Raw genomic sequence first — 12,715 nt, forward strand, 5'->3', positions numbered from 1 at the left:
GACTTTTCGGCACTGCAATTCGTTCGAACTACGGCTTTCCCGCCGACCAAACTATGATATCGCTCCGCGTCTCCACGTGGCACTACCGGACTCGCCCCCCACCGCGTGGGAACTCATGTCCCACATCGCGGTCAGCGAGAACCGGTAGGCCAAAAAGGCCGCTGCGCCTTCGACTTGATGTTCCACGCGGTCAGCCGAGTCCGTCGGCCCCCACCTGGACGGCGGACTCGTCCAGCAGGGAGCTGCTCACCGGCTGCTGCCGCCCGTCGAGGTCGAGAACCGGGGTCGCCTCCTTGTACCAGGATTCGATCACCGCGTTGCCCCAGAAGTCGCGGCGGCGGTCGTCGTGGACGTTCCACCGGTACGTCTCGTGGTCCGGGTCGCCGGTGTAGTAGTCGGAGGTGTAGATCTCCACCCGGTGGCCGTCGGGATCGCGCAGGTAGACGTAGAAGGCGTTGGAGACGCCGTGCCGGCCAGGCCCGCGCTCGATGTGCTTCTCCTCGTGCAGCGCGCCGAAGATGTCGGCGGTCCGCAGCACCTGGTGGGACTCGTGGGTGGCCACCCCGAGGTGGTGCAGGCGGGGGCCCGCGCCACCGGTGAAGGCCACGTCGTGGACGGTCTGCTTGCGGTACATCCAGGCGGCGTACAGCTCGTGCTCGTCACCCTCGATGGTCTCCGAGCAGCCGAAGCCGAGGGACCTGTAGTGGGCGTATGCGGCGGGGATGTCGGGGGTGCAGATGTTGAAGTGGTCGAGGCGTGCGATCTGGGCGCCGCGGTGGAGGTCGTAACGCTGGATGAGGCGCTCACCACGCTCGATCTCGTGGAAGAACTCGACCGGGAAGCCGAGCGGGTCGACGACGCGTACGGCGTCTCCGACTCCGACCGTGCCCTCGCCCTTCTTCAACCGCTTGACGGGGCGGCCGAGTTCGGTGAAGAACTTCTCCGCCTTGTCGACGTCCTCCGTGGTGCGGACGCGGTAGGAGAGGTGGTCGAGCGCGGCGATGTCACCCTTGCGCAGCACGAGGGAGTGATGAGTGAGCTCGTCGGTCCCACGCAGGTAGAGCGAGTCGGCATTCTCGTACTGGACGTGGAATCCGAGCATGTCCACCCAGAACCAGCGGGCCTTGGCCAGGTCCGTGACGGCCAGTTGGGCGTAGGCGGAGCGGACGACGTCGGGTGCCGGGGTGCTCATGAGGCGGCTCCGAATCGAGGGGTGTGGACGTCGCCGAGCGCGACGTGGACGATCTTGGACTCGGTGTAGAAGTCGATGCTGTGGGCGCCGCCCTCGCGGCCGACGCCGGAGGCCTTGACTCCCCCGAAGGGGGTGCGCAGGTCGCGGACGTTGTGGGAGTTGACCCAGACCATGCCGGACTCGACGGCGTGCGCGATGCGGTGGCCGCGCTTGAGGTCCGAGGTCCAGATGTAGGCGGCCAGGCCGAACTGGGTGGCGTTGGCCAACTCGATCGCCTCGGCCTCGTCGTCGAAGGGCGCGACGGCCACGACGGGGCCGAAGATCTCCTCCTGGAAGATACGGGCGTCACGGGACACGTCGGCGAACACGGTCGGCTGGAGGTAGTTGCCCTCGGTGAGGTGGTCAGGGCGGGCGCCACCCGCCACCAGCCGGGCCTCCTTCCGGCCGATCTCGACGTAGTTCAGGACGCGCTCGTAGTGCTCCGTGTGGACCAGTGCCCCCACCTCGGTGGTGGGGTCGGAGGGCGGGCCCACCTTGACCCGCTCGGCCCGCTCGGCGAGGCGGCGGGTGAACTCCTCGTACAGCGAGCGCTCGACGAGCACCCGGGAACCCGCTGTGCAGCGCTCGCCGTTGAGCGAAAACACGCCGAAGACCACGGAGTCCAGGGCCGCTTCGAGGTCGGCGTCGGCGAAGACGACGACCGGGGACTTGCCGCCCAGCTCCATCGACGTGGTCTTGAGGTGCTCGGCCGAGGAACGGATGATGTGGCGGCCCGTGTCGGTCGAGCCCGTGAAGGAGATCAGGGGCACGTCCGGGTGGTCGACGAGGGCCTGCCCGGCCTCCTCACCGATGCCGTGGACGATGTTCACGACTCCGGCCGGCACACCCGCCTCGGCGAAGATCTCCGGCCAGAGCGAAGCCGACAGGGGCGTCCACTCGGCGGGCTTGAGGACGATCGTGCAGCCGGAGGCGAGGGCCGGCGCGAGTTTCCAGCTCTCCAGCATGAACGGGGTGTTCCACGGGGTGATCAGGCCGGCGACCCCGACCGGGGTGCGGACGACGTAGCTGAACTGCTCCTCGCCCTGCCGGAAGGCCTCCTCCCCGAGTGCGACGATGACGTCGGCGAAGTAGCGGAAGTTCTCCGCGGCGCGCCGGGCCTGGCCCTTGGCCTGGGTGATCGGCAGCCCCGAGTCGTACGACTCGAAGCGGGCGAGGCGGTCGTGGCGGGCCTCGACGGCGTCGGCGATGCGGTACAGGACGCGGGCGCGCTCACGGTTGGATATGGACGACCAGCCGGGGAAGGCGGCCTGCGCCGCCTCGACGGCCCGCTGGACGTCGTCCCGCGCACCGCGTGAGGCCTGTGTGTAGACGGTGTTGGACACCGGGTCGGTGACGTCGAAGGTGCGGCCGTCGGCCGCGTCGACGAGTTCGCCACCGATCCAGTGCCGGATGGTCGAGGGCAGGCCCTCGGGGGCGGTGCTCACTTGTCGGCTCCGTTCTGCTGCTGCGTTCCGAGCTGCTGCGTCAGGTCCCCGCCGTCGGCGAGGAGGGCGCGGATACGGGTCAGGCCCGGGGCGGTGGGCGTGATGAGCGGCGGCCGTACGTGAGGCGAGGCGATCCGTCCCTGCTGGGCGAGGACCCACTTCGCCGGGGCCGGGTTGGTCTCCACGAACAGCAGGTCCACCAGCGGGTGCAGGCGGTAGTGCAGGTCCCGTGCGCCGGCCATGCTTTCGGCGTCTCCCGCCTCCCACAGCTCGTACATCCTGGCCACGGCGCCCGGCGCCAGGTTGGCCACGGCGCTGACGAAGCCGGCGCCGCCCAGGGCGAGCAGCGGCAGGCACAGGAGCTCGATGCCGGACCACACCAGAAGCGAGCGGCCGCAGGCGTGCAGCACGCGGGAGAAGTGCTCGAAGTCCTTGGTGGTCTCCTTGACTCCGACGAAGTTGTCGAAGTCGGTGAACAGCCGCTTCACCGTCTCGGGGGCGATGTCGACCGCGGTGCGGGAGGGCACGTTGTAGGCGACGATCGGCAGGTCCGGGAACTCCCGGGCCACCGTGGCATACCACTGGTACAGCGCCTCCTGGGTGGGGCGCGCGTAGTAGGGGGTGATCACCAGGGCCGCGTCCGCGCCCAGATCCTGGGCGGCGGCTGTCAGTTCGAGGGTCTCGCTCAGCTTGTGCGAACCGGTGCCGGGCAGGAAGGGCACCCGGTCGCCGATCTCCTCGACGGCCGTACGCATCGCGGCGATCCGCTCGGTGACGGTCTGCGCGCTGGGCTCGCCGGTGGAACCGCCGAGCGAGATGCCGTGCGAACCGGAGTCCAGCTGGAAGCGGATCAGGGAGCGCAGGCTGTCGTGGTCGACGGCGCCCTCGTCGGTGAACGGGGTGACGACCGGGGCGATGGATCCGCGGATGGCGGACGGGTCACTGCGGAACTTCATGCGGATTCTCCTTGCGAGGCTTGTGAGGGGTCCTGGCTGCGGCGCCACTGCTCGAACGGTTCGCGCCAGTCGGGACCGAGGGGATACAGCCCGTCGACGCTGTGCCCGGCACTCACCTGCTCGGTGATGAAGCGCTCCCGCAGCTCCTGCTCCCGGCAGTCGGCGATCAGCTCCTCGGCCAGCTCGGGTGGTACGACCACGACACCGTCCGCGTCACCGACGATCAGGTCGCCGGGCTGCACCAGGGCGCCGCCGCAGGCGATGGGCACGCCGGTGTCCCACGGGACGTGGCGGCGGCCCAGGACGGAGGGGTGCTCCCCGCCGTGGTAGACGGGCAGGCCGAGCTCGGTGACCGCGGCGCTGTCGCGCAGGCCGCCGTCGGTGACGACCCCGACCGCCCCACGCATCTGGGCACGCAGCGCGAGGATGTCACCGAGGGTCCCCGCGGAGGTGTCGCGGCGGGCGTCCATGACGAGCACGTGGCCCGGCCGCAGCTCCTCGATCGCCCGCTTCTGGGCGTTCATGCCGTTGCCGTACCTCTTGAAGAGGTCTTCGCGCAGCGGCAGGTAGCGCAGGGTGTGCGCGACGCCGACCATGGTCCGGTCCGGCAGCGTGGGGCGGACGCCGTCGATGGACATGTGCAGCAGGCCGCGAGCACGGAGTTGTGCGCTGAGGGTGGCGACGGCGACCGAGCGCAGTCCCTCCTCAACCCGCTTGTCCAGCAGGGGCGCGGGAGTGTACGCCGTCCCGTACGCGGCCTCGCGCTCCGCCGGATCGGCCTTGGGCATCGCCCCGTACGGCTCCAGGGCGGGGCCGGCGGCGACGGGATTGCGCAGGCGTCCGGTGGACAGCCCGTTGCCGGACACCTCGATCTCGACCACATCACCGGGGGCGACCACGGAGGCTCCGGCCGGCGTACCGGTGAGGATGACGTCCCCCGGCTCCAGGGTGACCTGCCTCGACAGGTCCGCGATCAGCTCGCCGAACGGGAACAGCAGGGTGTCCGTGGTGTCGTCCTGGACCAGTTCGCCATTGACCCAGGTCCGCAACCGGAGGGCGGCCGGGTCGAGTCGGCGTGCGTCCAGCAGTCGCGGCCCGACCGGTGTGAAGCCGTCTGCGCCCTTGGAGCGGAGGTTGGAGCCGCGGTCGGCGTACCGCAGGTCGTACACACCCGCGTCGTTGGCTGCGGTCACCCAGCGCACGTACTGCCAGCCGTCCTCGGGCCTCACTCGCTGCGCGCGCGAGCCGATGACGAGGGCGATCTCGCCTTCGAAGCCGAGGAGTTCGCATCCCTCGGGGCGGACGAGCGCCTCCTTGGTGCCCGCCAACGACGAGGGTGGCTTGAGGAAGTAGGAGGGATGGGCGGGGATCCGGCCGCGCTCCTTGGCGCGGCTGGGGTAGTTGAGATGCAGAGCGATGATCTTCGACGGGGGGTTTCCGAGCGGGTGCGTCATGTCGTCCGCCCGGGATCAGGCGCGGTCGAGGAAGGCCTGGACCCTGGCCTTGTACGGCTCACGGTCGTAGCTCTTCACATACGCGCCGGCCATCCGCACCGGGTCACCGAAGAAGTAGTACTCGTACAGCGCCTGGCGGCTGGAGAACGCCGAGATGCAGGTGTCCCACACCAGGCGGAAGAGCTTGACGCGCTCGGGGCCGGTCAGGGTGGCCGACTGCAGGTACGCCTCGATGTCGGCGGCGGCGGGGCCCTGGATGTCGAGTTCGGTCGGGGTGGCCATCAGGCCGGACGCGCCGAGTTTGCGCAGGATCTGCGGAAAGCGCTGGTAGAGCTTGGGGTAGAGGTTGCGGGCGGCGTTGAGCGGGGCGAAAGCCGGGGTGAGGACTCCGTACTCGTTGACCTCGGCGTCCGCCTCGGCCGCGCGCAGGAAGGCCCGCAGCATCTCCAGCGTGGTGATGATCTCGGCGATGTCCTCCTGGACGTGCTGGAACTGCTCGATACCGATGGCCTCGGTCAGCAGCGAGACCAGGCCGAGGATGTACTCGGTCTTGGCGGTGGTGCGGGTGACGACCTGGTGGGTCATGTGCACCACGGACGAGGTCTGCGAGTAGAAGCCGTTGCACAGCTCGGCGTCGCCGAGGGCGAAACACCGCTCGTAGGGCACGTGGACGTCGTCGAAGACGACCACGCAGTCCGACTCCTCGAAGCGCGAGCCGAGGGGGTGGTCGTGGCGCGGACGGTCGTAGTCGAGGGGCTCGCGAGCGATGTAGCGCAGGCCGGGGGTGTCGTTGGGGATGGCGAAGGCGTAGGAGTACGGCTTGTCCTCGGGAGTGCCGCGCAGCACGGTCGAGGGGAACACCAGCATCTCGTCGGCGAACGGGGCGATGGTGGCGAGCATGCGCGCACCGCGGATGACGACGCCGTTGTCGTCCTCCTTCACGATCCGCGCGGCCAGCTTGCCGCCGGCCTGCTGGGTGCCGGCCACGGACCGGTTGACCTGCGGCGGGATCAGCGTGTGCGTGCACAGCAGGTCCTCTTCGCGGACCTTCTCGTAGTAGCGGCGGATGTTCTCGCCGAAGGCCGGGTTCGCCTGGGCGAACCAGTCGGCGGCCGAGGCGAGCGCCATGAGGGAGCTGTTCATGTAGTCGCCGGTGCGGCCGAGCATGCCGTTGCTGTGGTCGGCCCACACCTTGAACGCCTTGCGGCGCTTGACCAGGTCGTCCGGGGTCTTCGGGGTGAGGAAGGACGTGCCGACCGGCTCGCCGGACGTGGGCGAGGTGTAGGTGAGGACGTCCTTGTGCTCGTCCGAGTGCTGGAGGTCGAACAGTTCGGCGTAGGTCTGGACGACGTTGCGGAAGGCGGGGTGGTCCTGGATGCCGCCCGTGACGGTCTCGCCCTGGATGTGGACGGTGGGGCGGGAGGCGGCGAGGCGCTCCAGGTATTCCTTGCCGGTGCGTGCGGCCATGGTGGTTCTCCTGGGGAGGTGATCAGCGGGGTCGGGTTCAGATGAGGTGTTCGATGCCGTCGGTGGACTCGGCCGCGGTGCCGAAGCGGCTCCAGGCGTAGGTGAGGGCGTCGCCGTCGCGGTGGCCGAGGTCGGTGACGCGGCCGACGACGAGGGTGTGGTCACCGCCGTCGTACGCCCGCCAGGGCTCGCACTCCACCCATGCCAGGGGGTTCATGAGGCGGGGCACCCGGGCCCCGGTCGCCCAGCGGGGCTCGGCGGCGCCCTGTGCCCCGGCGAACAGCCGGGCCAGGGGCTCCTGTTCGGCACCGAGAATGTTGACGCAGAAGGGGCTGTCGATCAGTTGGTCGTGGCAGCGGGCGCGTCGGGCGACGCTGACGAGCACCAGCGCGGGATCGGCGGAGACGGACGTGAAGGAGTTCATGGTCGCGCCCCGGAAACCGTCCTCGCCCGCGTACGTCACGACGGTGACGCCCGTGGCGAACCGGGACATGCAGGCGCGCAGGGCGCCGGGGCTGGGAGGGGCGAGGGCTTGGGACATGAGGAGGACTCCTTGAGTCGATCGCCGGCTGTGCGCTCCCCGGAGGCCGGGGGGGGGGACGGCGCTGGTCCGGCAGGCCGGGGACGAAGCGCGCGAGATCCTGGCAGAGCATGTAATCAAAGCTTTGATTATTTAGCGACGGTACCTGCGTCGGCCACTCTTGGGAAGCCCGGGGCGTCTCGACGGAGTCGGAATTTATAGCGTCCCGATACTAGACGTACCGTTTCGGAGATGCTTTTCTGCTCGCTGTGACGCACGTCTCGGTGGCCGCTTCATCCGCGGCCCGTACCGGGGACGCACAGAACGCCCTCCGCAAAGCAGCGTCCGGACTCGCAACAGCCAGGCACGTCGCGTCGCGGACGCATCACGTCCTGGCCGGAGAGGACCACTGAGCATCGGTCACCGCATCCGCGCTCTTATCAATCCACCCCGCCCCGGAAGGCACCCGCTCATGACCGCATCTCACCCCCAAGTCGCCTCGTCCGACGTCGACCGGCCGCTCCGCTCGGTCTTCGGGCTCGCCCGAATCCACCGCCACCACGGCATCGCCCCACTGGTGGCCCGCACGCTGAGCGGGCTCGTTCTGCTCCTCCACGGCCTGCAGAAGATCGTCGACGGGACCGACGGGACCTCCGGATTCGCCGCGTTCCTGCAGCACCAGCTCGATCTACCCGCTCCCGCACTGATGGCCTGGGTCGTGGCACTGCTGGAGGCCGTGGGAGGAGCCCTCCTCCTGATCGGCCTGGTATCGCGGCTCACGGCAGCCCTGCTCACCGTGCAGCTCGGCATCGCCATCGCCCTGGTGATCGAGGACGTCGGCTTCTTCACCCCGGAGACAGGTCCGGCCTCCGGCTCCGGAGCGGATTTCCCTCTCGTGGTCATCGCCGCCCTGCTGGTGGTCGTGCTCGCCGGCCCGGGGCCGCTCGCGGTCGACCGTGTCATCGGCCTGGAACGCGGCGACGCCCCGGCCGGCCCCAGACCGGCGCGTGACGGCGAGGCGTCACGGCCTGCCATCGCCCAGCCCTCCGGCGGCCGTGCCGCGGCCGCCGGCGGCCTCATCGGCGGAGTCGTCGGCGCCGCGATGAGCGCCCTCGTCAACTACACCGCCGTCGGCATGCCCAGCGGTGTCGGCGCCAACACGGCCAATCACGCGGTCTCGGGACTGATCAGCGGATTCCTCGCGGGCTTCGTGGGAATCCTGATGCATCAGCGCAGGTCGTCCGCGCCTCCGGCAACAAGCACCACCGCGCATGAGGTATCCGGGAGCTGACCGGAGCGCTACCGCCGAGCCCACCTCGAACCCGGAGCGGTCCCCCGCAGTCGTCTGCGGGAGGCCGCCTTCCGGCACCGCCGCAGGGCGCGGTGCCTCTTACAGCGAGCGCCAAACGAAACGATACGTACCGAACATGTCTGGGGAGACAGAGTGCTCAGCTCGCGCCCGGCGAGATCCCCAGGGACCCCTTCGCGCCCGTACCCCTTGTGGTCATCTCGGTGCCTCCCGGGAACGGACCACGCACAGGATGCGTGCCGCCGCCCCGGGTTGAGTACGCCGGAGGCCGGGCGGCCGTCCGGCCTACACTCCTGGTGTGAACCACGAGCAGCCGGACAACGAGGACCTGCATTTCTGGTCGTTCATCGACCATGCGGTCAACCGCGCGAGCCGTGAGCTCCCGGGCGTCGATCCGCTGGCGATGCGGCTGGTGCTCACCCTCCACCGGGCCGCGAACATGCTGGTGTACGACCTGGAATCAACCGTCCACCGGCCCCGGGGATGGTCGTGGCCCGGCTTCCGCGTACTGTTCGCGATCTGGCTGTCGAGCCCCGTCGAGGCGAAGAAGGTCGCGGAGCTGTCCGGCATGAGTCGCGCGGCTGTGTCGGCGCTGGTGAACACGCTGGAGCGGGACGGTCTCGTCACCAAGACACGCGCCCCGCACGACGGACGAGCGGTCAGCCTCAGCCTCACCGAGAGCGGTCTGCACGCGATCACCACGGCGTTCCAGGCGCACAACGAACGCGAACAGGAGTGGGCGGGCTCTCTCAGCGCGGACGAACAGAAAACGCTCATCGCACTGCTGGAGAAGCTCACCGCCCACTCACTGCGATTCGAGGTCAGGCAACGGACGTGACGGCGGCTACCTGCAGAGGTTTCGCTGCGTGCCGAGTCCGGTGATCTCGCTCTCCATCACATCGCCCGCGCGCAGGAACCGGCCGTAGTGCGAGCCGTTGCCCTGCGGAGAGCCGGTGATGATCATGTCGCCCGGCTGCAGCGTCACCCGGTGCGAGATGTACGAGATGAGGGCGGCCACCCCGAAGATCATGTCGTTGGTGTTGCCCTTCTGCATGACCTTGCCGTTGAGCCGGAGCGTGATGTCCAGGTCCTGCGGGTCGGGCACGAAGCGCGCCGGCACGAGGTAGGGGCCCGTGGGGTAGAACGTGGGCTGGTTCTTCGCCCGCATCCAGTCGGTGCCCATCATCGGGATGTCCGGTCGCGGCACCAGGCTGCGCGTCGTCAGGTCGTTGCAGATGGTGTACCCGGCGACATGGTCCAGTGCCTCGTCACGGCTCACCTCGCGTGTCTCGCGCCCGATGACCACGCCCAACTCGAGTTCCCAGTCGTGGTTCTCACCGATGGAGGGCAGGATGACGTCGTCGTACGGGCCGCTGATCGCGGACGGGACGCCCACCCACACGTACGGCTCACCGTGCGCGGCACGTTCGTCCATCTCCCGGGCGGCCTGCTCGCGCAGTTCCTCCTCCGTGGCGCCCGCCTTCCCCAGGCGGTGCGCCACGGTGATCTGGATGACGTGCTCGCGGTAGTTGGCCCCGGCGCCGAAGATCTGGCCCGGCGGCTGGACCGGGGCGAGCACCGTGAGCTCCCCGACCGGCCGCCCGTCGCCCTCGGGTGCGTCGGCGAGGGACTGGAGCACCTCCAGGGAGGTGTCCCAGTCGGCCAGCAGGTCCGACGTGGTCGTGGCTTCGGGCAGGACGGTCCGGGTGTCGTACACCCGGTCGTCCACGACGATGCCGGGGAACGGACCGGACTGTCCGTCGGCGAACGTTCCCAGCGAGAAGGGGGTCTGGCTCATGGTTTCCTCATGCTTTCCGGCGGGTGTGGGCGAACTCCGCGTATTCCTGGAGCAGCGCGCTGTCGTCCACCGCGCCCAGGTCCACGACGTCGCTCAGGGAGGCTCCCTGCAGCAGGCGCTTGACCGGCACCTCTATCTTCTTTCCCGTGCGGGTGTGCGGGATCCCGCGCATGGGCACGACCTCGTCGGGCACGTGCCGCGGTGACAGCTCCTCCCGGAGCACCTGGTTGACGCGCCGCGCCACCGCTTCGGGGTCGGCGTCCTCCTGGAGGGCGACGAACAGCGGCATGTAATAGGCGTCTTCGCCCAGTTCGGCGCCCACGACGAGGGCTTCGCGCACCTCGGGCAGCGCCTCGACGACCCGGTAGATGTCCGCCGGCCCCATGCGCACGCCCTGCCGGTTCAGGGTGGAGTCCGAGCGGCCGTGGATCACACTGCTGCCGTCAGGCTCGAACTCGATGAAGTCCCCGTGCCGCCAGGCTCCGGCGTACACGGAGAAGTAGCTCTCCCGATAGCGCCGGCCGTCGGGGTCGTTCCAGAAGCGGAGCGGCATCGAGGGCATCGGCTGCGTGATCACCAGCTCGCCCCGCTCGCCGACCACGGGCTTGCCGTCCTCGTCCCAGGCTTCGACACAGACGCCCAGGGCCGGTGCCTGGATGCGCCCCACGCGGACGGGCAGCGTGGGGGCTCCGCCGACGAAGATCGAGCACACGTCGGTGCCGCCGCTCATGGAGGTCAGCCACACGTCGCCGAGCCGGTCGTGGACCCAACGGAAACCGTCGGTGGACAGCGGTGATCCGGTCACCTGCACCGTCCGCAGTGCCCCGGTCTCAGGGGCGAGACCGGCCTTGAGACAGGCGTGCAGGTATCCGGCACTGACACCGAGCGTGTCGACGTCGTGTTCGTCGGCGACACGGAAGACGCGCCCCAGGTCGGGGCGGACCGGGTTCCCGTCCAGCAGAACGATCGTGGCGCCGACCGCGAGCCCGGAGACCAGCATGTTCCACACCACCCAGCTGGTACTGGCGACGTTGAGGAAGCGGTCGCCGACCCGTAGGTCCGAGTGCAGCCGCAGGACCTTGAGGTGTTCCAGGAGGACACCTCCATGGCCGTGCACGATGCCCTTGGGTGCCCCGGTGGTACCGGAGGAGAACAGCACCCACAGCGGGTGGTCGAAGGGCAGTTCGTCGAACTCCGGCTCGCCTCCTCCAGCCGTGACCGTGCCCCAGAGCGACACGGGGCGGTCCGCCGTGGGCAGGCTTCCGAAGTGGAGATGATCGACCCAGAGCACGTGCTCCACCGACGGCAGCCGGTCGATCACGGTGCGCATCTCGTCCGTGCGCTCGTGCCTCCGCCCGCCGTAGTGGTAGCCGTCCGTGAGGATCAGGACCTTGGGCTCCAGCTGGGCGAACCGCGAGAGCACCCCGTCCGCGCCGAACTCCGGGGAGCACACCGACCACACGGCCCCCACCGCGGCACAGGCGAGGAGCCCCACGACCGCCTCCGCACGGTTGGGCAGGACGGCGGCCACCCGGTCGCCGTGGGCCACGCCCATCCGGCGCAGCGCGGCGGAGAGGGCGGCGACCTGGCCGCGCAGTTCGGCTCGCGAGACCTTGTGGGACGTGCCGTCGTCGTCCACGACGACGAGCGCCTCGCCCGGGCAGCGGCGCAGCACATGCTCGGCGTAGTTCACGGTACGGCCGGGAAACCACGTGCCTCCGGGCATCTCCCGGGGAGCCACCGGGCCGGTCGGGGTACCACCGAGTCGTACGTCCTCGAACTCGGCGACCGACTCCCAGAACCGGCCCAGGTCCCGCGTCGACCAGCGCCAGAGAGCGAGGTAGTCGCCGCCGCCGTCGTAGTCCTTCAGCCCACGGCGGTAGCGAGCCAGTTCGCTACCCTCCTGCCGGGTACGGCTCGGCGTCCACAGGATGTCGTGCGCGGTGCTCATGAGACAGCGGTGTCGACGGGCAGGGCACCGATGAGGACGAAGGCCACGCGGCAGGTCGTGTCACCGCGGTTGGACCAGGAGTGGCTCGTGCCTCGCTGGATGATCACGTCACCGGCCCTGGCGAGGGTCTCTCCCTCGTCCGTCAGCAGCCATATCTCGCCCTCGAGGACGAGGGCGTAGTCCAGGCTGTCGGTGCGGTGGAACCAGAAGTGGCGGTCGCCGGCGGAGGGGGGCGCGGCGTCGCGGGCGTGTTCGCCGTCGATGGCGTCGAAGAGGGAGTCGGCGGCGGCGTCGGTGTAGGCGCTGTCGGGCGGGAAGCTCGCGATCCGGAAGACCGTTCCTCCGAGCTTGGGGTACATCGGCACCTGGACGTCGGCGGAGGCCGCGTCCTGGTTGCCGTCGTTGCTGACATCGCCCGGTTCGGTCTGCCAGGGGACGATCGCGCCGAACCCTTCGACGGTGTCGGACGCGAAGACGTGGGGAGCCGGGCCGTCGCTGATGACGGTGGAGCGGCCGTCGGCGGTGTGGCCGGTCACGATGCGCCGCACCGGCTTGATGGCGTGCGGGTTGGTCATCTGTCTTGT

General features: G+C 69.7%; 11 protein-coding genes. 2 read left to right on the forward strand and 9 right to left on the reverse strand.

The annotated features are described in order from the left end of the window. Positions 1 to 190: 190 nt before the first annotated feature. From hpaD to IE263_RS12880, 6 genes are read right to left on the reverse strand one after another with little or no spacing between them, the layout of a single operon-like run. Positions 191 to 1,192 carry a 3,4-dihydroxyphenylacetate 2,3-dioxygenase gene (gene hpaD / locus IE263_RS12855; RefSeq protein ID WP_189935577.1) on the reverse strand — a complete coding sequence of 334 codons (1,002 nt, stop codon included), beginning with the start codon at positions 1,190 to 1,192 and terminating at the stop codon, positions 191 to 193. Further along, positions 1,189 to 2,676 (reverse strand): 5-carboxymethyl-2-hydroxymuconate semialdehyde dehydrogenase, encoded by a 1,488-nt coding sequence (gene hpaE, locus IE263_RS12860; RefSeq protein ID WP_189935579.1) that lies wholly within the window; start codon positions 2,674 to 2,676, stop codon positions 1,189 to 1,191. The genes hpaD and hpaE overlap by 4 nt, the downstream gene beginning before the upstream one ends. Further along, the gene (gene dapA, locus IE263_RS12865) at positions 2,673 to 3,632 is read right to left on the reverse strand and encodes a 4-hydroxy-tetrahydrodipicolinate synthase (protein WP_189935581.1); all 960 of its coding nucleotides are present in this window, start codon (positions 3,630 to 3,632) and stop codon (positions 2,673 to 2,675) included. Before dapA ends, hpaE begins: the two co-directional genes overlap by 4 nt. After that, on the reverse strand, positions 3,629 to 5,086 hold the full coding sequence (locus tag IE263_RS12870; protein ID WP_189935583.1) for a fumarylacetoacetate hydrolase family protein: 1,458 nt from the start codon (positions 5,084 to 5,086) through the stop codon (positions 3,629 to 3,631). The genes dapA and IE263_RS12870 overlap by 4 nt, the downstream gene beginning before the upstream one ends. Before the next feature lie 15 nt (positions 5,087 to 5,101). Next, the gene (hpaB, locus tag IE263_RS12875; protein WP_189935586.1) at positions 5,102 to 6,553 is read right to left on the reverse strand and encodes a 4-hydroxyphenylacetate 3-monooxygenase, oxygenase component; all 1,452 of its coding nucleotides are present in this window, start codon (positions 6,551 to 6,553) and stop codon (positions 5,102 to 5,104) included. A 37-nt stretch (positions 6,554 to 6,590) separates the two neighbouring features. Then, positions 6,591 to 7,094 carry a flavin reductase family protein gene (locus IE263_RS12880; protein ID WP_189935588.1) on the reverse strand — a complete coding sequence of 168 codons (504 nt, stop codon included), beginning with the start codon at positions 7,092 to 7,094 and terminating at the stop codon, positions 6,591 to 6,593. A 451-nt stretch (positions 7,095 to 7,545) separates the two neighbouring features. Here IE263_RS12880 and IE263_RS12885 point away from each other — a divergent pair, with 451 nt between their 5' ends. Continuing rightward, positions 7,546 to 8,364, forward strand: coding sequence for a DoxX family protein (locus IE263_RS12885; RefSeq protein ID WP_189935590.1), 819 nt, complete (start codon positions 7,546 to 7,548; stop codon positions 8,362 to 8,364). Positions 8,365 to 8,680: 316 nt separating this feature from the next. After that, positions 8,681 to 9,220 carry a MarR family winged helix-turn-helix transcriptional regulator gene (locus tag IE263_RS12890; protein WP_229910947.1) on the forward strand — a complete coding sequence of 180 codons (540 nt, stop codon included), beginning with the start codon at positions 8,681 to 8,683 and terminating at the stop codon, positions 9,218 to 9,220. 6 nt (positions 9,221 to 9,226) lie between these two features. Here IE263_RS12890 and IE263_RS12895 read toward each other — a convergent pair whose 3' ends face one another. Genes IE263_RS12895 through IE263_RS12905 form a run of 3 tightly spaced genes read right to left on the reverse strand, consistent with a single transcriptional unit; the run spans position 9,227 to position 12,706 of the window. Next, the gene (locus IE263_RS12895) at positions 9,227 to 10,180 is read right to left on the reverse strand and encodes a fumarylacetoacetate hydrolase family protein (protein ID WP_189935592.1); all 954 of its coding nucleotides are present in this window, start codon (positions 10,178 to 10,180) and stop codon (positions 9,227 to 9,229) included. Between the two features lie 7 nt (positions 10,181 to 10,187). Beyond that, complete coding sequence (locus tag IE263_RS12900; protein WP_189935594.1) at positions 10,188 to 12,131, reverse strand: acetoacetate--CoA ligase; 1,944 nt, start codon at positions 12,129 to 12,131, stop codon at positions 10,188 to 10,190. Beyond that, entirely contained in the window at positions 12,128 to 12,706 is a 579-nt protein-coding gene (locus tag IE263_RS12905; protein ID WP_189935596.1) for a cupin domain-containing protein, read from the reverse strand. The genes IE263_RS12900 and IE263_RS12905 overlap by 4 nt, the downstream gene beginning before the upstream one ends. Positions 12,707 to 12,715 lie beyond the last annotated feature (9 nt).

Origin of the sequence: Streptomyces aurantiogriseus (genome assembly GCF_014649375.1) — a bacterium.
GTDB lineage: Bacteria > Actinomycetota > Actinomycetes > Streptomycetales > Streptomycetaceae > Streptomyces > Streptomyces aurantiogriseus.

Bases quoted from the DNA above. Each gene is read 5' to 3' on its own strand.
- hpaD (WP_189935577.1), bottom strand. From the start codon at position 1,192: ATGAGCACCCCGGCACCCGACGTCGTCCGCTCCGCCTACGCCCAACTG.
- dapA (WP_189935581.1), bottom strand. From the start codon at position 3,632: ATGAAGTTCCGCAGTGACCCGTCCGCCATCCGCGGATCCATCGCCCCG.
- IE263_RS12870 (WP_189935583.1), bottom strand. From the start codon at position 5,086: ATGACGCACCCGCTCGGAAACCCCCCGTCGAAGATCATCGCTCTGCAT.
- hpaB (WP_189935586.1), bottom strand. From the start codon at position 6,553: ATGGCCGCACGCACCGGCAAGGAATACCTGGAGCGCCTCGCCGCCTCC.
- IE263_RS12880 (WP_189935588.1), bottom strand. From the start codon at position 7,094: ATGTCCCAAGCCCTCGCCCCTCCCAGCCCCGGCGCCCTGCGCGCCTGC.
- IE263_RS12885 (WP_189935590.1), top strand. From the start codon at position 7,546: ATGACCGCATCTCACCCCCAAGTCGCCTCGTCCGACGTCGACCGGCCG.
- IE263_RS12895 (WP_189935592.1), bottom strand. From the start codon at position 10,180: ATGAGCCAGACCCCCTTCTCGCTGGGAACGTTCGCCGACGGACAGTCC.
- IE263_RS12900 (WP_189935594.1), bottom strand. From the start codon at position 12,131: ATGAGCACCGCGCACGACATCCTGTGGACGCCGAGCCGTACCCGGCAG.
- IE263_RS12905 (WP_189935596.1), bottom strand. From the start codon at position 12,706: ATGACCAACCCGCACGCCATCAAGCCGGTGCGGCGCATCGTGACCGGC.